The 16,926-nt window shown below is 51.9% G+C and carries 19 protein-coding genes and 1 pseudogene; 16 read left to right on the top strand and 4 right to left on the bottom strand.

The window, feature by feature from the left end; genetic code table 11:
• The first annotated feature begins 57 nt into the window (after nucleotides 1–57).
• The 6 genes from AB9F27_RS10450 to AB9F27_RS10475 all read left to right on the top strand — a co-directional run bounded on the left by AB9F27_RS10450 (nucleotide 58) and on the right by AB9F27_RS10475 (nucleotide 6,446).
• Nucleotides 58–1,065, top strand: a complete 1,008-nt coding sequence (locus tag AB9F27_RS10450) for an Hsp33 family molecular chaperone HslO (protein WP_335583911.1) — start codon at nucleotides 58–60, stop codon at nucleotides 1,063–1,065.
• Nucleotides 1,049–1,657 (top strand): CoA pyrophosphatase, encoded by a 609-nt coding sequence (locus tag AB9F27_RS10455; RefSeq protein ID WP_052274901.1) that lies wholly within the window; start codon nucleotides 1,049–1,051, stop codon nucleotides 1,655–1,657. The genes AB9F27_RS10450 and AB9F27_RS10455 overlap by 17 nt, the downstream gene beginning before the upstream one ends.
• The gene (locus AB9F27_RS10460) at nucleotides 1,647–2,810 is read left to right on the top strand and encodes a CCA tRNA nucleotidyltransferase (protein WP_335583910.1); all 1,164 of its coding nucleotides are present in this window, start codon (nucleotides 1,647–1,649) and stop codon (nucleotides 2,808–2,810) included. The genes AB9F27_RS10455 and AB9F27_RS10460 overlap by 11 nt, the downstream gene beginning before the upstream one ends.
• A gap of 26 nt (nucleotides 2,811–2,836) precedes the next feature.
• Nucleotides 2,837–4,669: an ABC transporter ATP-binding protein gene (locus AB9F27_RS10465; protein WP_335583909.1), complete on the top strand. Its 1,833-nt coding sequence runs from the start codon at nucleotides 2,837–2,839 to the stop codon at nucleotides 4,667–4,669.
• Nucleotides 4,666–5,886 (top strand): class I SAM-dependent RNA methyltransferase, encoded by a 1,221-nt coding sequence (locus tag AB9F27_RS10470; protein ID WP_335583908.1) that lies wholly within the window; start codon nucleotides 4,666–4,668, stop codon nucleotides 5,884–5,886. The genes AB9F27_RS10465 and AB9F27_RS10470 overlap by 4 nt, the downstream gene beginning before the upstream one ends.
• A 65-nt stretch (nucleotides 5,887–5,951) precedes the next feature.
• Nucleotides 5,952–6,446: a L,D-transpeptidase family protein gene (locus AB9F27_RS10475; RefSeq protein WP_335583907.1), complete on the top strand. Its 495-nt coding sequence runs from the start codon at nucleotides 5,952–5,954 to the stop codon at nucleotides 6,444–6,446.
• Here AB9F27_RS10475 and AB9F27_RS10480 read toward each other — a convergent pair.
• Nucleotides 6,443–6,988, bottom strand: a complete 546-nt coding sequence (locus tag AB9F27_RS10480; RefSeq protein ID WP_335583906.1) for a CAP domain-containing protein — start codon at nucleotides 6,986–6,988, stop codon at nucleotides 6,443–6,445. The genes AB9F27_RS10475 and AB9F27_RS10480 overlap by 4 nt on opposite strands.
• Nucleotides 6,989–7,144: 156 nt before the next feature.
• Between AB9F27_RS10480 and AB9F27_RS10485 the strand changes: the two genes are divergently transcribed.
• Complete coding sequence (locus AB9F27_RS10485; RefSeq protein ID WP_039002839.1) at nucleotides 7,145–7,735, top strand: L,D-transpeptidase; 591 nt, start codon at nucleotides 7,145–7,147, stop codon at nucleotides 7,733–7,735.
• A gap of 60 nt (nucleotides 7,736–7,795) precedes the next feature.
• On the opposite strand, the gene hemH is transcribed toward AB9F27_RS10485, so the two are convergent.
• Nucleotides 7,796–8,824 carry a ferrochelatase gene (hemH, locus tag AB9F27_RS10490; RefSeq protein ID WP_335583905.1) on the bottom strand — a complete coding sequence of 343 codons (1,029 nt, stop codon included), beginning with the start codon at nucleotides 8,822–8,824 and terminating at the stop codon, nucleotides 7,796–7,798.
• Between the two features lie 78 nt (nucleotides 8,825–8,902).
• Nucleotides 8,903–9,733 carry an SAM-dependent methyltransferase gene (locus tag AB9F27_RS10495; protein WP_335583904.1) on the bottom strand — a complete coding sequence of 277 codons (831 nt, stop codon included), beginning with the start codon at nucleotides 9,731–9,733 and terminating at the stop codon, nucleotides 8,903–8,905.
• A 43-nt stretch (nucleotides 9,734–9,776) separates the two neighbouring features.
• On the opposite strand from AB9F27_RS10495, the pseudogene AB9F27_RS10500 reads away from it, so the two are divergent.
• From AB9F27_RS10500 to AB9F27_RS10520, 5 genes and pseudogenes are all read left to right on the top strand, one after another.
• Nucleotides 9,777–9,956, top strand: a pseudogene (locus tag AB9F27_RS10500) (double zinc ribbon domain-containing protein); the annotation flags it as partial.
• Between the two features lie 54 nt (nucleotides 9,957–10,010).
• A complete protein-coding gene (locus AB9F27_RS10505; RefSeq protein WP_335584053.1) occupies nucleotides 10,011–10,496 on the top strand; it encodes a phosphoribosyltransferase family protein in 486 nt (161 codons plus the stop codon).
• Between the two features lie 34 nt (nucleotides 10,497–10,530).
• Nucleotides 10,531–10,788, top strand: a complete 258-nt coding sequence (grxC, locus tag AB9F27_RS10510) for a glutaredoxin 3 (RefSeq protein ID WP_039002835.1) — start codon at nucleotides 10,531–10,533, stop codon at nucleotides 10,786–10,788.
• The gene (locus AB9F27_RS10515; protein ID WP_335583903.1) at nucleotides 10,789–11,619 is read left to right on the top strand and encodes a carbon-nitrogen hydrolase family protein; all 831 of its coding nucleotides are present in this window, start codon (nucleotides 10,789–10,791) and stop codon (nucleotides 11,617–11,619) included. It abuts the gene before it with no gap.
• Nucleotides 11,616–12,059, top strand: a complete 444-nt coding sequence (locus AB9F27_RS10520) for a MarR family transcriptional regulator (protein WP_335583902.1) — start codon at nucleotides 11,616–11,618, stop codon at nucleotides 12,057–12,059. Before AB9F27_RS10515 ends, AB9F27_RS10520 begins: the two co-directional genes overlap by 4 nt.
• Here AB9F27_RS10520 and ubiG read toward each other — a convergent pair.
• Nucleotides 12,056–12,835, bottom strand: coding sequence for a bifunctional 2-polyprenyl-6-hydroxyphenol methylase/3-demethylubiquinol 3-O-methyltransferase UbiG (gene ubiG / locus AB9F27_RS10525; protein WP_369757708.1), 780 nt, complete (start codon nucleotides 12,833–12,835; stop codon nucleotides 12,056–12,058). The genes AB9F27_RS10520 and ubiG overlap by 4 nt on opposite strands.
• 35 nt (nucleotides 12,836–12,870) lie before the next feature.
• Here ubiG and pip point away from each other — a divergent pair, with 35 nt between their 5' ends.
• The 4 genes from pip (at nucleotide 12,871) to nusA (ending at nucleotide 16,915) form a co-directional block, all read left to right on the top strand.
• Nucleotides 12,871–13,860: a prolyl aminopeptidase gene (gene pip / locus AB9F27_RS10530; protein WP_335583901.1), complete on the top strand. Its 990-nt coding sequence runs from the start codon at nucleotides 12,871–12,873 to the stop codon at nucleotides 13,858–13,860.
• Nucleotides 13,861–13,934: 74 nt separating this feature from the next.
• Nucleotides 13,935–14,555, top strand: a complete 621-nt coding sequence (locus AB9F27_RS10535) for a class I SAM-dependent methyltransferase (RefSeq protein ID WP_335583900.1) — start codon at nucleotides 13,935–13,937, stop codon at nucleotides 14,553–14,555.
• A gap of 210 nt (nucleotides 14,556–14,765) precedes the next feature.
• Nucleotides 14,766–15,293, top strand: a complete 528-nt coding sequence (rimP, locus tag AB9F27_RS10540; protein ID WP_369755443.1) for a ribosome maturation factor RimP — start codon at nucleotides 14,766–14,768, stop codon at nucleotides 15,291–15,293.
• Between the two features lie 2 nt (nucleotides 15,294–15,295).
• Nucleotides 15,296–16,915 (top strand): transcription termination factor NusA, encoded by a 1,620-nt coding sequence (nusA, locus tag AB9F27_RS10545; protein ID WP_335583898.1) that lies wholly within the window; start codon nucleotides 15,296–15,298, stop codon nucleotides 16,913–16,915.
• Nucleotides 16,916–16,926 lie beyond the last annotated feature (11 nt).

The raw sequence follows: 16,926 nt of genomic DNA on the forward strand, positions 1-16,926 counted from the left end.
TGATTGCACCCCTTATATAGTCGCTGTAAGCCAACGCAACGAGCGTAAGGAATCCCCATGACTATTGGAAATAAAATTGCTTGGGACGACACAGTCCTCCCTTTTCAACTTGACCGCGCCGACATCCGTGGACGCGTCGCGCGCCTTGATGGCGTGTTGAATTCCGTTTTGGAACAGCACGACTATCCGCCAGCTATTGAGGCGTTGGTTGCGGAAATGACGTTATTGACGGCGCTGATCGGTCAAACGATGAAATCGAACTGGAAACTGTCGCTACAAGTCCGCGGAACTGGTGGTCCTGTCCGCTTGATTGCGACCGACTATTACGGCCCTTCAAAGGAGGGCGATGCGGGACGTGTGCGCGCCTATGCAAGCTATGATGCGGAGAGAGTTGACCCAAATGGCCCCGCCTTCGCGCAGCTTGGTAGCGGATATTTTGCGATCCTGATCGATCAGGGCGCAGGATCGAAACCCTATCAGGGGATCACTCCGATCGCTGGAAATTCTCTCTCGGAATGTGCCGAAACGTATTTCGCGCAATCCGAGCAACTTGCCACGCGGTTTGAATTGATCTTCGGGCGTTCGACAGAAAAGGGCGGCGTTGAAGGCTGGCGGGCTGGTGGTATGATGCTGCAACATATGCCCAAAGCGAGTCCGTTTGCGAAAAAAGATGAGGCGAATGGCGATCAAGGGCTTTTGACGGCAACGGATATGTTGGATCCGGATGAAGAAGACAATTGGAACCGCGCAAACATTCTGTTGGATTCAGTTGAACAGCTAGAACTGATTGGGCCAATCGTGTCACCAACCCAGCTACTGGTGCGGTTGTTTCATGAGGAAGCGCCACGCGTTTATGATCCTCAGCCGGTCGAGTTTGGTTGTACGTGTTCGGCCGAGCGGGTCGCGACAACCCTGTCGATCTATTCGCCGAAAGACCTTGCGTATATGACAAAGGATGACGGGTCTATTACTGCGGACTGCCAGTTTTGTGGCGCGCATTATGTGTTGGATCCAGCTACTGTTGGGCGCGATGTCGTGAAAAATGCGGATGAGGCAAGTGCCTAGAGACCTTCTACAAGCAATTCTGGATGCCGCCTCACGGGGCGGCTCCTCTGACTTTGATCTCAATAGAAATGTCGTTTTGCCCCCGAACCGTCCCTTGCGTGAAGCGGCTGTCCTTGTGCCTGTGATTGAAACTGACCGTGGGTTTCAGCTTATTTTGACCAAACGGGCATCTCACCTTAAGCACCATCCCGGCCAAATTGCCTTTCCTGGCGGGAAGCGCGATGCCGAGGATGACACCCTCGTTACGACGGCCCTGCGAGAGGCGCAGGAAGAAATTGGACTTTTGCGCGACAATGTCGAAGTTTTGGGCCAGATACCACCGCATGAAACCGTCACTGGCTTTACAATGACGCCTGTTTTAGGCCTTGTTAGAGCCGAATTCGTACCAAATCCGGAACAGGGTGAAGTGGCTGAAGTTTTTCGAGTGCCTCTTGCGCATGTGCTTGATATTGAACGCTACCAAGTACAGTCTAGGAGCTGGCGTGGTGTTGAGAGAAATTATTATACAGTGCCGTTCGGACCCTATTATATCTGGGGTGCGACCGCGCGTGTTTTACGGCGCATGGCGGACGGTTTGAACAATGCGCATTGAGGGAAGTTGGCTAGATAATCCAAAGACACAAGCCATTTTTACGATGCTTAAGAGTGGGGGCCATCAGGCGTATTTTGTAGGCGGATGCGTTCGCAATGCCTTGCTGGGGGTTGCGACAAATGACATTGATATCGCGACAGATGCAGAGCCAACCCGCGTTTTAGCGCTCGCGCAGGAGAACGGTATTCGTGCCGTTGAAACAGGTATTGAGCATGGAACTGTCACACTTGTTCAGGGCAAAACACCTTACGAGATTACCACATTTAGGCGCGATGTCGAAACGGACGGTCGACGGGCTGTTGTAGCGTTTTCGACCAATATTAAAGACGATGCGCGGCGACGCGATTTTACGATGAACGCGCTTTACGCGGATTCGGCGGGGACTGTTGTTGATCCATTGAACGGGTTGCCAGATCTACTTGCGCGTCGGGTTAGGTTCATCGAAAACGCCGAAGACCGCATTCGCGAAGATTATCTCAGAATCCTGCGCTTTTTTCGGTTTTATGCGTGGTACGGCGATCCAAATACCGGAATTGATGCTGAAGGTTTGGCGGCCTGTAGCGCGAATTTGGCCGGAATAGAGACTTTGGCCAACGAACGTATCGGCGCTGAGATGTTGAAGCTTTTGGCGGCTGCTGATCCTGCGCCGGCCATGGCCGCTATGGCTCAATCTGGCGTTTTAAGCGCGCTTGTTGTGGGTATGGACGCAAAGACACTACCGATTTTGATTCACTTTGAAACTCAAAACGATGTGAAACCAAACCCCATAAGAAGGCTAGCCATCCTTGGCGGGCAGGAGATCGAACAATCGCTGCGTTTGAGCAAGAGAGATGCAAAGCAATATAATACTTTGCGGAATGAGATCGGCTCAACGAGCGGCGCTGCGGCGCTTGGGTATCGGCTTGGTGCTGGGTCTGCTTTGGATGTGCTGCTTTTGCGCAGCGCAGTTTTTGAAACACCACCGCACCCAGATGCCAAATCTGAGGTTGCTCGAGGTGCGGCACAGGTTTTTAATGTAAGTGCGGCGGATTTAATGCCAAACTTATCTGGGGCCGCACTTGGCAACGCTCTCAGAAAATTAGAACAAGAATGGATTAATTCGGATTTTGTATTGTCGCGACACGCACTTATTGAACGCGTGAAGGATTTTTAATTACAGCCAGTTAATTTGGGAATAAAATGAAACTTGATGAGATGATCGACCCTTTCGCACCAGCGTCTTCACCACCTCCGCGGAAGCTCGGAAAATTCATTAACTGGTGTTTGTCCGGTAGCTATAAACCTCTGGGTATTGGAGCGGGGATTTCCTCCTTGGCGGGGATTACCGAGGTTTCGACCGCGTTATTTTTGGGGATGGTGATTGATGCTGCGCTCGCTGGAGATCCAAGTAGTTTTTTCTCCGGAAATTCCAGCCTTTTATTGATAGCGCTACTCTTCCTAATCGTTTTGCGGCCAATTCTATTGGGGCTATCGGCTCTCATGCAGTCTGTTGTCATCGCTCCCGGGGTTTTTACACAGGTATTGACGCGATTAAACCGCTGGACCTTGGGTCAAACCGTGACCTTTTTTGACAATGATTTCGCCGGTCGAATTTCCCAAAAGCAAATGCAGGCTGCGGGGTCTATCACAGAGGTCGTTGTCGAAACCCTCAACACATTAGTGTTCGCCGCAACCTCTGTGATTGGGGCTGCTGTTGTCATTACCGACGTGGATTACCGGATTACATTGGTATTTGGGCTTTGGCTTGTCATGTATTGGTTGTTTCTCCGACACTTTCTGCCACGCGTCAGGGTGCGTGCGCGCGCCCGCGCCGGCGCGCGCACGGGGGTCACGGGGCAACTTGTTGATACAATTTCAAACATCAAAACCGTTAAATTATTTGCGCATGCTGATCACGAAGATCGTGCCGCGATCCAAGCGATGAAGGAGTTTCGCGCAAAGGCCACGCACTTTGGCTATCTTTCTGCGCAATTTCGTTTTGGACTGATGATCATCGCAGGTATTTTGCCCGTTGTGATGGTTGGCGCCACGCTGTTTTTCTGGACTCAGGGCACCGCGAGCGCGGGTGATATCGCCACCACCGGTTCCTTGGCCATTCGGTTTGCCCAAATGACGGGTTGGGTTTCGTTTACGTTAATGGGCGTGTTTTCCCACGTGGGAGAGATTGAAGACGGGATGAACACGCTGACTGTGCGGCCAGTGTTGGTTGATGCGGATACCGCCACAGAGCTCGCGGTTCCAAGGGGAGAGATTCAATTTGAAGGCGTGACGTTTGCCTATGGCGGTAAAACGGGCGGGATATCCAAGACCAATCTTACCATTCACGCGGGCGAAAAGCTGGGGATTGTCGGGGCTTCGGGGGCAGGGAAATCGACGTTGGTTTCCTTGCTGTTGCGGCTCTATGATCCTGAGAAGGGGCGTGTTTTGATTGACGGGCAGGACCTGTCGAAAGTGACGCAGAAAAGCCTTCGGCGCCAAATTGGTATGGTGACCCAAGAGACAGCGATGTTTAATCGCTCGGCCATGGATAACATTATGTACGGCAAGCCTGATGCCGGCGAGCATGAGGTTGTCGATGCGGCCCAACGGGCAGAAGCGCATGGATTTATTCAGGATCTCGTCGACTATAAAGGGCGGGAAGGCTATGGCGCATTCCTAGGGGAGCGTGGCGTGAAGCTCTCGGGGGGGCAACGTCAGCGCGTGGCCTTGGCGCGAGCCATTTTGAAAGATGCGCCAATTTTGGTTTTAGACGAGGCGACAAGTGCGCTGGATTCTGAGGTTGAGGCGGCCATTCAATCGGCGCTTGAAAACGTCATGGAGGGTAAAACCGTGTTGGCAATTGCCCACCGCCTTTCGACAATTGCAAAGATGGACCGCATAATAGTGCTTGATCAAGGGCGCGTAGTCGAGCAAGGAACCCATTCGGAATTGTTGGAGCAAAATGGGATGTACGCCCAGTTTTGGAATCGACAGTCCGGTGGATTTATCGGCATTGAGGAGACGGCAAGGTGAAATTAACAATCGAACGTTTGGGACACTTGGGCGATGGCATCGCTGCAGGCCCCGTTTTTGTTCCCATGACCTTGCCCGGAGAAGTGGTGGAGGGTGATGTCGTTGATGGCAAGATGCCAACGCCGCGAATCCTCACTCCCTCTACTGACCGCGTGAAGCCGATTTGCAGCCACTACAAGTCCTGTGGCGGGTGTAGTTTAATGCACGCGTCGGATGATTTTGTTGCAAATTGGAAACAGGACGTCGTGAAAACAGCTTTGGAAGGGCAGGGCTTGGAAGCCGAATTTCGGCCCATTCAGACCTCACCTCCAGGATCCAGGCGGCGCGCTGGGCTGGCTGGCAAGCGAACCAAAAATGGCGCAATGATTGGCTTTCATACCAGTGGGACGGGGACAATCATTGAGGTCCCAAATTGCCAACTTTTGGATCCGGCGCTCAAAAAAGTCATACCCGGGTTAACGGAATTAACTGTTGCCGGTGCGTCGCGCAAAGGCGAAATCAGCTTCCTTGTTACCCAGTCTTTGGGCGGTGTTGACGTTGTCGCGAAGGGTGGCAAACCACTGGATGAGGCCGCCCGCGTTGAGTTCGCGCAGATCGCTAACCGTCATGAATTGGCGCGCCTCACGTGGGACGATAACATCGTTTGCGAAATAAATGCACCAATCCAAATGTTTGGAAATGCGCGCGTAAATCCTCCCGGCGGTACGTTCCTTCAGGCGACGAGCGAAGGTGAAAAAGCATTGGTTTCTGCTGTGTTAGAAATTGTTTCTGGCTCCAAGCGCGTGCTTGATCTGTTTTCCGGTTGCGGCACGTTTTCTCTTCCGGTCGCGAAGATAGCTGAAGTTCATGCTGTTGAAGGCGACGCAGAAATGGTCGCTGCCTTGGATCAAGGGTGGCGATTCGCGACAGGGCTAAAGCACGTTACAACCGAAGCGCGCGACCTTTTTCGGCGGCCCCTTTTGCCAGATGAATTTAAGGGTTTTGATGCGGTCGTTATCGACCCTCCTCGAGCCGGTGCAGAGGCTCAGATTGCCGAGGTCGCGGTAAGCGGTGTGAAAGCGATCGCGATGGTTTCATGTAATCCCGTGAGCTTTGCACGCGATGCAGTAGTTCTCAAAAACGCTGGGTACGAGATAGATTGGGTTCAAGTTGTGGATCAATTTCGGTGGTCGCCCCACGTGGAAATTGTTGCAAAATTTTCGAAGCGGCGCGCATAGGAAGGCTTTGCGTTGCGCAAAATTTGTAGTATCAGCAAAGAAAAGAAGAACGAGTAGGCAAAAAAATGCGGGCAGTGATCTTTGCGCTTTTAGGCGTAGTGGTATTGATTTTGGCAGGCTGTTCCAGCGCGGTCCAACCGTATACTGGCCCAGAAGTTACCCGCATTGCGGTCTACAAAGACGCGCGAAAAATGTTCCTTTTGAATAATGGCAAAATCCTCAAGTCTTACAATATCGACTTAGGTTTCGCGCCCATCGGTGACAAAGAGTTTGAGGGCGACGGCAAAACGCCAGAAGGTGCGTACCGCATCGATCGCCGGAATCCCAATAGCGATTTCTATTTGTCGATTGGACTAAGCTATCCGAATGTAAAAGATGTCGCTGAAGCGCGTGCTCAAGGCAAAAGTCCCGGTGGTGATATTTTTATCCATGGCGAGAGTCGCAACAAAAATTTCCGCGGAACCGATTGGACTTGGGGCTGTATCTCGGTCTCTAATCAAGAAATGGTCGAGATTTACCGGATGGTAAAACTCAACACTGTAATCACCGTCGCCCCTTAATTTTCGGCGAATGTATAATTGATTGAGCCGAAACTATTGCGGCCCGTCACCATTGCCCACCATATTTTACCGCTTGGTTCTTGGTACCACGAAAAGCCCATGTCCTTAGCTTCGGGATCCAGAATGACGCGGCGACTGTCGGCGGTGCCCATCCATGCGGACAGTGTTTCTAGCTCGGTTTCATATGTCTCTGAAATATTCTCGCCGGCAAGAATTCCGTTGTATCCCGTGCGCGCAACGCGATCTAGCGGTGACGATCCATCAGAGCCGAAATGCCATGCGCGATTTTGAACCGCCATGTCACGAGCATGTGTCGCAGCCGCCGCGGTCAATTTGGAATCCAGGCTCAGGGGGGCTGCTCCGGAAGATTGGCGCAACAAGTTTACAGAGTCCAAAACGGTAAACTCTACTTCACCTGAACTTGGTACTTTATAAATTGGGGGAAGGGGTTTACCATCTGCTCCAATTCGTACCACATTCGTTGGTTCGCATGCGCCGAGCGCAACAATTGAAACGGCCGCAATGAGCACAGATATTTTCATGACATTTTTCCCAAATTCACATCCACTGTCTTTAGCAACGATTTCCCAAGCAATCAAATGAAGTTAAGCGATTTTTGGCCTGATGACGTTTGTTTGAATTGCGACTGCGACTTTAGCGCCATATTATAGCACCTGAACAGAAAAGTGAGTCGAAGTATGCCTGAACAGAAGAATAAGTTTGTGAACCGTCGCAATTTCATCGGTACTTCGGTCGCACTTGCTGGCAGTTTGGCGTTGCCAGCCTATGCGCAAATCGCTGTTGAACCAGAAATTGACGATACGGTACGGCATAATATATCAAGTTTCCGGTCCCTCGACTGGCGGCCATATTTTTCCGACACGCGCAACGGAGCGATTCTGGTCGACACACAATCGCGGGCTTTGCACTTCTGGTCCGAGGATTTGTCGGTTTATAAATTGTACCCGACATCTGTGCCCCAATCGGACGATCTCACACGTCTTGGGCGTACGTCCATTATCCGCAAAGTTGATGGGCCAAGCTGGTCGCCAACGCCGAATATGTTGAAGCGCAACCCCGAATGGCCTCGTTATATTGGTCCTGGACCTGATAATCCACTCGGAACGCATGCGCTCTATTTGTCGTGGCAGTATTACCGTATTCACGGCACCCAAGACACACGCAAAATTGGCCGGAAATCGTCCAACGGCTGCATTGGGCTCTATAATGAGAATATCGAGACCCTTTTTGGTCTGACCAAGAATGGAACTCAAGTTCTGTTGATTTAAGTTTCTCTTGGTAGGAGTAATGTACGGCATAGAGGCAGAGAGAGTTTTCTCTGCCTCTATTTATTTGGTGACCCAGCCTGCTAGGTTTTCCTTAATGATCGTTGTAAGAGCGGCGATGTGCGATGTATCATCATTCAGGCAGGGAATATAAGTGAAACCTTCACCGCCTGCGTGAACAAAAGCTTCCTTAATTTCCTCATTAATTTCTTCGAGGGTTTCAATACAATCCGCCGAAAACGCGGGTGCAATGACTGCAATGCTTTTGTTTCCCGACTGCGCCTGTCGCGCAACCTCTTCGACTGTCGCTGGCTTAAGCCATTCCTCTGGGCCAAACTTGGATTGAAACGTCGTCATGATTTGGCTTTCGTCCCAACCTAAAGCCTCCCTTAGAAGGCGTGTCGTTTTTTGGCATTGGCAATGGTAGGGATCGCCCTGTGTCAAATAACGTTCGGGCATTCCATGATACGACGCGAGTAAAATGTCGGGTTTCCTGTCCATTATGTCATACGCTTGCCGAATCGAGCCTGCGAGAGCCTCAATGTATTCAGGGTGGTCGAAATAGGCCGGAACGGTGCGGGCCGCAGGTTGCCAAACTTGTTTGGCAAGGGCGGCAAAGAACGCGTCATTTGCGGTTGCGGATGTCGCGCCCGCGTATTGTGGATAGAGTGGGAAGAATAGAATTTTGTCGCATCCGGCGGCGACCATTTCATCCACTTTTGATTGAGTCGACGGATTGCCATATCGCATACAGAAATCGACCATAACGGTGTCGCCAAAAGCCTCAGACAGGCTCTGTTTCAGGGCTTTTGTCTGGTTTTTGGTGATCGTCAGAAGCGGGCTTTCGTTTGCTTCGTGGTTCCAAATACTTTTATACGCCGCGCCCGATGAAAAGGGGCGTTTCGTCAGGATAATGGTTTGAAGCAAAGGCTGCCACTTCCACGCGGGGTAGTCGATCACGCGTTTGTCCGACAGGAACTCCGATAGATAGCGGCGCATAGACCAATAATCGTAATTATCAGGCGTCCCGAGGTTGGCTACTAAAACGCCAATTTTACGGCTCGGCAAGGATGGGTGGTTGGCTGGTTTCATTTACTGGCTCTCCTGTCGCTTGGGCTAGACATGAGGTTTTTAACATGCGTGGTCAATCCGGTGATTTCGTCGCAGGGTTCATGTCTTGCGCGGTATCTCAAATTCTACAGTATTGAGGGCATCCGCAAGGCGCGTCTGAGCAGACCCAGGTCGCAACGGTTTTTGCTGGCTTTCATCGGGTGCCCAACCCGTAAGGAACACGAGTTCAAATGTGGCTCTAATCCTTCCAAAATCCGCAGGAAAGTGCGTGGCGTAGGCCGTGTTTACGGCTTCAAGTTCGCGTCTGGTAATTGGCCGCTTGTGGCGATGCTCAAGGGCGTTTGTTTCTGCCATCTCGCGTAAATCCCGCATGAGATGGAGCGCGTTCCTATAACTCACAGTTTTTGTGACACAATCCGCCACTGGCAACGCAAGGCCCGCGCGTTGTAGCAGGCCGCCCAAGTCACGAATTTCCGCCATGGGCGCAACGCGAGGCGACAGCCCGCCCGTCAATTTCGTCTCAACTTCGGCCCAAACTGAGCGCAACTCGGAAAGTGTTTGCCCGCCAAACATCGCCCCAAGGAACAGCCCATCAGCCCGCAACCCACGGCGACATTGCACCAACTGCCCCACCAGATCGTTCGCCCAATGCAGCCCCATGGCATGAATTACCAAATCATGAGCACCAACCTCCAGCGCTAAAACGTCCTCTTCGGGTACTATTTTTGCGTTTGGGAGTATTTTTTCCCAAATTTGCGGGAATCCCGTCACCAAAGCGGGGTTTGTAAACGATCTGTTAACCTCACTCAGTCTCTCCTCAATCTCATCGGCGGCCACTTGTTGCAAAAACAAGGCGTCCGTTCCTCGGATGCGATTGCGATGCAGGGCGAGAGCTTTGGTGTCGGTAAGTTTTGGGGGTGTGTTGGTCATTTGGCGTCCTTTGCTGTGCGCAATTTAGAAAGGTTTTGATGAAATGCAAAGTCCTGTGCGCCTGTTCTACCCATCTCAATGCATTTCTTGTGGGGATCTTGTCGATTCCGAGGGGGCGCTGTGTGGATCATGTTGGCGAGATACGCATTTCATTACGGGCACAATTTGCGATTGTTGTGGGGTGCCCCTTCTTGGCGACAGTGCACCAGACGAAATTTTGCAGTGTGACGGATGCCGCGATCATCCACATGTTTGGGATCGGGGTCGTGCGGCATTTGTGTATAGAGACACTGGCCGCAAGCTGGTTCTTGGATTGAAGCATGGAGATCGTCAAGAACTTGCCGCACCTGCCTCAAAGTGGATGGCACGGGCGGCAGAGGGTATAGTTGACGAGGATACAATTGTTGTGCCAATTCCCCTACATTGGTCTCGATTTCTGAAGCGGCGATACAATCAGTCGGCGCTTTTGTCGCGCGGGATCGCCACCCAGCTGGGATTGGAGCATTGCCCCGACCTGCTTAAGCGCATGCGCCGAACAGTGAGTTTGGACGGGCTTAGCCCCAAGGAACGCAATGCTACTGTCAGCGGGGCGATTGCTGTAAATCCGAAACGGCAACATTTGATTGATGGACGTCCGATCCTGCTGGTGGACGATGTTTTGACCACAGGGGCAACCTTTGACGCGGCGGCAAGGGCCTGTTTCGCATCACAGGCTTGCGAGGTAAATGTAATAACCCTAGCGCGCGTTGCACAGGATACCTAAGTGTCTGTATAGTTCCGAAAACGAGGGAAATATCATGAAGACCGTCGAGCTATACACTAAAAACACTTGTGGATTTTGTCATGCTGCCAAGCGGCTTTTGTCCAGCAAATCCATTACATTTATCGAATTTGACGTGGCGCGCGATCCGGCAAAACGTCAGGAAATGATTCAACGAGCCAACGGTGGCCGTACGGTGCCGCAAATTTTCGTGGGCGAAACCCATGTCGGAGGTTGTGACGATCTCTTCGCGCTAGAGCAGGGCGGCAAACTTGACGCGCTTTTGGCCAGCTAAATGCGCATCGCCCTTTGCCAGCTAAATTCAAACGATACTCCGGTGAATAATTTGCCGGAGACGGTGGGATTTGTCCGACAAGCAATTGCGCAAGGGGCCGAGTTCATTGCCACACCCGAAGTTACGAATTGTGTTTCAAATTCGCGGGCGCATCAGGTCGCTGTTTTGCAGTTCGAAGAGGATGATATCACCCTTGCCGCGCTCCAACAGGAAGCCAGAAATGCAGGGGTTTGGATTTCCATTGGGTCGCTTGGGATAAAACTTCCCGATGAGACGCGCTTTGCCAATCGCTCGTTTTTGATCAACCCACAGGGTGAAATTGTCGCGCGATATGATAAAATCCACATGTTTGATGTCGAGATTTCACCGACCGAAACCTACAAAGAAAGCGCAGGTTACCGTCCGGGTGATCGGGCCGTCGTTGCCAATACAGATTTTGGCGGGATGGGTCTGACGATTTGCTATGACGTTCGTTTCGCGCATTTGCATCGCGCATTAGCGAAAGCGGGTGCGAAAATCATCCTTCAACCTGCGGCATTTTCGACTGTTTCTGGCGCGGCGCATTGGCATGTTTTGTTGCGCGCGCGGGCCATCGAGACAGGCTGTTTCATCATTGCCGTAGCGCAATGTGGCGATCACCTGCAATCGAATGGCTCCAAGCGTAAAACCTATGGGCATTCGCTCGTGGTTTCGCCATGGGGTGAGGTTCTTGCGGATGCCGGGGACGAGGCTGGCGTTACGATTGTGGATATTGATTTGAGCCAAGTTGATGAGATGAGGCGCAAAATTCCCTCGCTAAACAATGACGTGGCGTTTACAAACCCCACATGAACGACTCTAACAATTCCTTGGCAATATCTCTATTTAGCGAGATTTTCATGGCTGACCAGCTAGCGCGCAGCCGTCTCGCCAAGGCGTTACCCCGTGGGATGGAGCTGTCGCACTTCACTGTCCTCAATCATTTATCGCATGTAAGTGGCGAACGCTCGCCCGCACAATTGGCCAAATCGTTTTCCGTCACGCGCGGCGCGATGTCCAATACTTTGAGGAAGCTAGAAGCCGCAGGACATGTGCATATTCGCCCTGACTGGGATGATGCTCGTCGTAAATTCGTGGCGATCAGCCCATCGGGTAAACGCGCCTGCGAAGCCGCACTTACCGCCATTGCTCCATCGGTCGCCGGATTGGTTGGTGACCTTGGAGTTGAACGAGTGCGCGCCGCTCTTCCGATTCTGCGCGAATTACGCGTCCGGTTGAGCGACGAAAGCTAGACGGGTTTAACGCTTGCGGTCACATAGTTGACCGAGAGGTCTTTGTCCGAAAGCGACCATGTCCACAAAATCGGGTTAAAAACGAAACCCTTGCGATCGACCGGCGATAGGTTCGCGCCTTCGATTAATTTGTAAAGCTCATCTGGTGTGATGAATTTACTAAACTCATGGGTCCCTTTAGGCAGCCAACGCATGATGTGTTCGGCGCCGACAATTGCCATCAGGAAACTTTTCGGATTGCGGTTGATCGTAGAGCAGAGCATCAAACCTCCCGGTTTAAGCAGCGAATGACAGGCTCTGAGAAATCCTTGTGGGTCGGCCACGTGCTCGACAACTTCCATATTGAGGACGACGTCGAATGTTTCGCCAGCGTCGGCTATCGCTTCGGCCGTCGTGTGGCGATAATCTATGGCAAGGCCTTGGGCTTGGGCGTGAACCTGTGCAACGGGGATATTTCCCGCGGCGGCATCCGCACCGACCACAGTCGCGCCAAGGCGCGCCATGGGCTCTGACAAAAGCCCGCCGCCACAGCCGATGTCCAAAATCCGCAAGCCCGCGAAGGGCAGGTCCTGTGTTAAATCCCGATCAAATTCCGCACCGATTTGACGCGTGATGTAATCAAGCCGACAGGGGTTGAGCATATGCAGGGGTTTGAATTTCCCGTTTGGGTCCCACCATTCGGTGGCCATGGCTTCAAATTTGGCGACTTCATTTGGATCGATGGTGTTGGTGGCGGTTTCCATATGTCCCTCCAAGGATTTCATGCGATTTGCCATGGGCAAGGCGGCTCCTGCAACTATATAGTCAATCTATGGACAGAATCTCAGGCCAAAACAGCGCATCCGACTATCTATTTCCGCCGATTGAACCGTTTCATCGGCAAAAGTTGGATGTCGGTGATGGACATGAAATATATGTCGAACAGTGCGGCAACCCTGTTGGGGTGCCTGTTGTGGTTCTGCATGGCGGCCCCGGTGGGGGATGTTCGCCGATGATGCGGCGGTTTTTTGATCCTTCTGTCTATCGGATTATCCTGTTTGATCAGCGCGGTTGTGGCCGGTCGCGCCCGTTTGCCTCGGTTGAAAATAACACGACTTGGGACTTGGTCAGCGACATGGAGAAGATCCGCACCGCGCTGGGTATTTCACGCTGGATCGTATTTGGTGGCAGTTGGGGGGCGACCTTGGCGTTGATTTATGCCCAAACCCACCCTCAGAGCGCTGCTTATCTTGTGTTGCGAGGGGTTTATCTCTCAACGCAGCGCGAACTTGATTGGTTTTATGGAGGCGGTGCTGCGCGTTTTTACCCCGAAGCTTGGGACGCCTTTGAGCGGATTATCCCCCAAGAAGAGCGTGGCGATATGATCGCAGCCTACCATCGACGACTCTTTGGCGACGATATGGCGGTTCAAACGAAATACGCTCAAGAATGGGCTGCTTGGGAAAATTCACTCGCGACAATCCGCTCTAACGGGACTTCTGGTGGCGCACCCGGAGAGTATGCGCGCGCTTTTGCGCGGCTCGAGAACCATTATTTCATGAACAAAGGGTTCCTTGAAATTGACGGGCAAATTGAGCGTGATTTGTCGAAAATCGATCATATTGGTGTTTCAATCGTTCAAGGGCGACAGGATATGGTTTGCCCCCCAGAGGCGGCACAACGTATCGCCGCGCGGTTGCCCAAGTGCGAATTGACCATGGTTGCGATGGCTGGACACGCGATGTCAGAGCCAGAGATTACGCGGGCTTTAACTCGGGTTATGCATGGTTTGGGACCACAAAAAGCAATGCTTGGCCTCTAGGCAGATCTCTATCTTGAACTTCTTACTAAGCAGCTTATTTATAACGAGTATTTATTATATTTTGGAGCTATCACATGGCCGCAGGCGCAGGTTTTTGGAATATCATGGCGAAAAACTATGCCAAGTCCCCGATTTCGGACGAAGCGTCCTATCAAAAAAAGCTTGAAAAAACGCGCGCATGTTTCCGCGCTGGCATGGATGTCTTGGAAATCGGGTGCGGGACAGGGTCGACCGCTCTTTTGCACGCGCCACTTGTGAAGACATATGAAGGTGTGGATTTTTCCAAAAACATGGTGGCGATTGCCAAGGGAAAACTCAAAGGGTCTGGATTGAAAAACCTCACCTTTACGTGCGAGCCGATTGATTCGATTTCGCGCCAACCCAATTCAGTTGACATGGTTTTGGCAATGAATATTTTGCATCTTTTGCCTAACCATAAAGAGGTGATTGGCCACGTTTATGATTTGCTCAAGCCCGGTGGAATGATTGTGTCGAGTTCGGCGAGTCTAAAGAATATGAACCGCGTCATGAAGCCAGTGATGCAAGCGGGTATGCTTATTGGGCTCCTACCGCCCCTTCAGTTCTTTGACACCGCGTACCTTAAAAAAATGCACGAAGAGGCTGGGTTTGAGGTTGTTGAGTTGTGGGAGCCGAAAAAAGGCGTGGTTTTTATCATAGCGCAAAAACCGGCTTAATTCGCTTGAAAGTTGAGTTCTGCAAGGAAGGCCTTGCAGACTCAGATAAACCTGCGTATATGGCTCTCAACAGCGGCGCGTTAAGTTCCAAACTTGATGCCCACCGAACTTCACAACGGGCCGCGCAGCCCGTTTTTTTGTGTCTAACATCAAGGAGCCAAATTGTCTGATCTCGTTGCAAGTTCCGCGATTGATCGCCGTCTCGCCGGCATGATTCAACCCGTCATCGAAGACTTGGGGTATGAATTGGTGCGCGTACGGTTGATGGGTGGCGACGAAAAAACGCTGCAAATTATGGCTCAAAAGGCAGACGGCAGCATGGAAGTGGACGATTGCGCCAAAGTTTCGACCGAGGTTTCGGCGACTTTGGACGTGGAAGACCCGATTGATGGCGTTTACGCGCTTGAAGTTTCCAGCCCCGGTATTGATCGTCCTTTGACACGTTTGAAAGATTTCGACCTTTGGAACGGCTATGAGGCCAAGCTTGAATTGACCGATGCCATTGATGGCCGTCGTCGCTTTAAGGGTATTCTGGCCGGTACGGCAGATGGCGAGGTTTTGATCACCGTCACTGAAGGCACAATTGGCCTGAAGTTTGAGTGGTTGGCTGATGCCAAGCTTATTCTGACGGATGAGTTGATTACGGAAATGCTCAAGCAGCGTAAAGCTGCGGGCATCGTGAACGAAAACGATTTTGACGAGATTGAAACTGAAACTGACGTTTCCGAGGAGCAGTAGACATGGCAATTACTTCAGCCAACCAGCTAGAGCTTTTGCAAACCGCCGATGCGGTTGCACGCGAAAAGATGATCGATCCTGAACTGGTTGTTCAGGCGCTTGAAGAATCTTTGGCTCGTGCGGCGAAATCTCGTTATGGCGCCGAAATGGACATTCGTGTTCACATCGATCGTAAAACAGGCCGGTCCAAGTTTACCCGTGTTCGCACAGTTGTTGCCGACGATATGGTGGAAAACCACCAAGCCGAAGTGACCGTTGCGCAAGCACGTGAATTTCTAGAAGCGCCAGAAATTGGCAACGAAATTATCGACGAAGTGCCCCCCGTAGAAATGGGCCGCATCGCGGCGCAATCCGCCAAGCAAGTGATCCTGCAAAAGGTTCGCGAAGCCGAGCGTGATCGTCAGTTCGAAGAATTCAAAGACCGTGCTGGTACCATCATCAATGGTGTTGTTAAGCGCGAAGAATACGGCAACGTCATCGTGGATGTGGGTGCTGGCGAAGGCATTTTGCGTCGCAACGAGAAAATCGGCCGCGAGAGCTATCGCCCGAACGACCGTATTCGTTGCTACATCAAGGATGTGCGTCGCGAAGTGCGTGGGCCTCAGATTTTCCTCAGCCGGACAGACCCCCAATTCATGGCGGAACTGTTCAAAATGGAAGTTCCAGAGATTTACGACGGTATCATTGAAATCAAAGCCGTTGCGCGTGACCCAGGTTCGCGTGCGAAAATCGCTGTGATCTCGCATGATAACTCCATCGACCCTGTTGGGGCCTGTGTGGGTATGCGCGGTAGCCGTGTTCAGGCTGTTGTAAACGAGCTTCAGGGCGAGAAAATCGACATCATTCCTTGGAATGAAGACGCGCCAACTTTCCTTGTGAATGCGTTGCAGCCAGCCGAAGTTACCAAGGTTGTTCTCGACGAAGAAGCCGAGCGCATTGAGGTTGTTGTGCCTGATGAGCAGCTTTCCTTGGCGATTGGGCGTCGTGGTCAAAATGTGCGTCTTGCGAGCCAACTTACCGGCTTGGACATCGACATTCTAACGGAAACCGAAGAATCCGAACGCCGTCAGAAAGAATTTGCAGCGCGCACCGGTCTCTTTATGGAAGCGCTTGATCTGGACGAATTCTTTGCCCAGCTCTTGGTGTCTGAAGGCTTTACGAACCTCGAAGAGGTTGCCTATGTGGACGTCAGCGAGTTGACCGTGATCGAAGGCATCGACGAAGATACGTCGAGCGAACTTCAAGCGCGGGCACGGGATTATCTCGAAGCGGCCAGCAAAAAAGCGCTCGATACGGCACGTGAGTTGGGTGTTGAGGAATCGCTTATTGAATTTGACGGTTTGACACCCCAAATGATCCTTGCGCTTGCGCAGGACGGTGTCAAAACCCTCGAAGACTTCGCAACTTGTGCGGATTGGGAACTGGCCGGTGGCTGGACGACCGAGAACGGCGAGCGTAAGAAAGACGAAGGTGTTCTTGAACCTTTCGACATGTCGCTCGAAGAAGCACAAAAGCTTGTAATGACGGCTCGGATTACATTGGGTTGGGTTGATCCTGCTGATCTCGCTACTGAAGAAGGCGAAGATGATGCGGATGATTCAGAAGAGGAGGCCGAGGCTTAAGGGCTTCGGAT

Source organism: Falsihalocynthiibacter sp. CO-5D18 (assembly GCF_041205445.1).
Classification (GTDB): Bacteria; Pseudomonadota; Alphaproteobacteria; order Rhodobacterales; family Rhodobacteraceae; genus Falsihalocynthiibacter; species Falsihalocynthiibacter arcticus.

What these genes read in the sequence shown, in the direction of transcription:
- AB9F27_RS10450 (WP_335583911.1), top strand. Translation starts at nt 58, where the DNA reads ATGACTATTGGAAATAAAATTGCTTGGGACGACACAGTCCTCCCTTTT.
- AB9F27_RS10455 (WP_052274901.1), top strand. Translation starts at nt 1,049, where the DNA reads ATGAGGCAAGTGCCTAGAGACCTTCTACAAGCAATTCTGGATGCCGCC.
- AB9F27_RS10460 (WP_335583910.1), top strand. Translation starts at nt 1,647, where the DNA reads ATGCGCATTGAGGGAAGTTGGCTAGATAATCCAAAGACACAAGCCATT.
- AB9F27_RS10465 (WP_335583909.1), top strand. Translation starts at nt 2,837, where the DNA reads ATGAAACTTGATGAGATGATCGACCCTTTCGCACCAGCGTCTTCACCA.
- AB9F27_RS10475 (WP_335583907.1), top strand. Translation starts at nt 5,952, where the DNA reads ATGCGGGCAGTGATCTTTGCGCTTTTAGGCGTAGTGGTATTGATTTTG.
- AB9F27_RS10480 (WP_335583906.1), bottom strand. Translation starts at nt 6,988, where the DNA reads ATGAAAATATCTGTGCTCATTGCGGCCGTTTCAATTGTTGCGCTCGGC.
- AB9F27_RS10485 (WP_039002839.1), top strand. Translation starts at nt 7,145, where the DNA reads ATGCCTGAACAGAAGAATAAGTTTGTGAACCGTCGCAATTTCATCGGT.
- hemH (WP_335583905.1), bottom strand. Translation starts at nt 8,824, where the DNA reads ATGAAACCAGCCAACCACCCATCCTTGCCGAGCCGTAAAATTGGCGTT.
- AB9F27_RS10495 (WP_335583904.1), bottom strand. Translation starts at nt 9,733, where the DNA reads ATGACCAACACACCCCCAAAACTTACCGACACCAAAGCTCTCGCCCTG.
- grxC (WP_039002835.1), top strand. Translation starts at nt 10,531, where the DNA reads ATGAAGACCGTCGAGCTATACACTAAAAACACTTGTGGATTTTGTCAT.
- AB9F27_RS10515 (WP_335583903.1), top strand. Translation starts at nt 10,789, where the DNA reads ATGCGCATCGCCCTTTGCCAGCTAAATTCAAACGATACTCCGGTGAAT.
- AB9F27_RS10520 (WP_335583902.1), top strand. Translation starts at nt 11,616, where the DNA reads ATGAACGACTCTAACAATTCCTTGGCAATATCTCTATTTAGCGAGATT.
- ubiG (WP_369757708.1), bottom strand. Translation starts at nt 12,835, where the DNA reads ATGGCAAATCGCATGAAATCCTTGGAGGGACATATGGAAACCGCCACC.
- pip (WP_335583901.1), top strand. Translation starts at nt 12,871, where the DNA reads ATGGACAGAATCTCAGGCCAAAACAGCGCATCCGACTATCTATTTCCG.
- AB9F27_RS10535 (WP_335583900.1), top strand. Translation starts at nt 13,935, where the DNA reads ATGGCCGCAGGCGCAGGTTTTTGGAATATCATGGCGAAAAACTATGCC.
- rimP (WP_369755443.1), top strand. Translation starts at nt 14,766, where the DNA reads ATGATTCAACCCGTCATCGAAGACTTGGGGTATGAATTGGTGCGCGTA.
- nusA (WP_335583898.1), top strand. Translation starts at nt 15,296, where the DNA reads ATGGCAATTACTTCAGCCAACCAGCTAGAGCTTTTGCAAACCGCCGAT.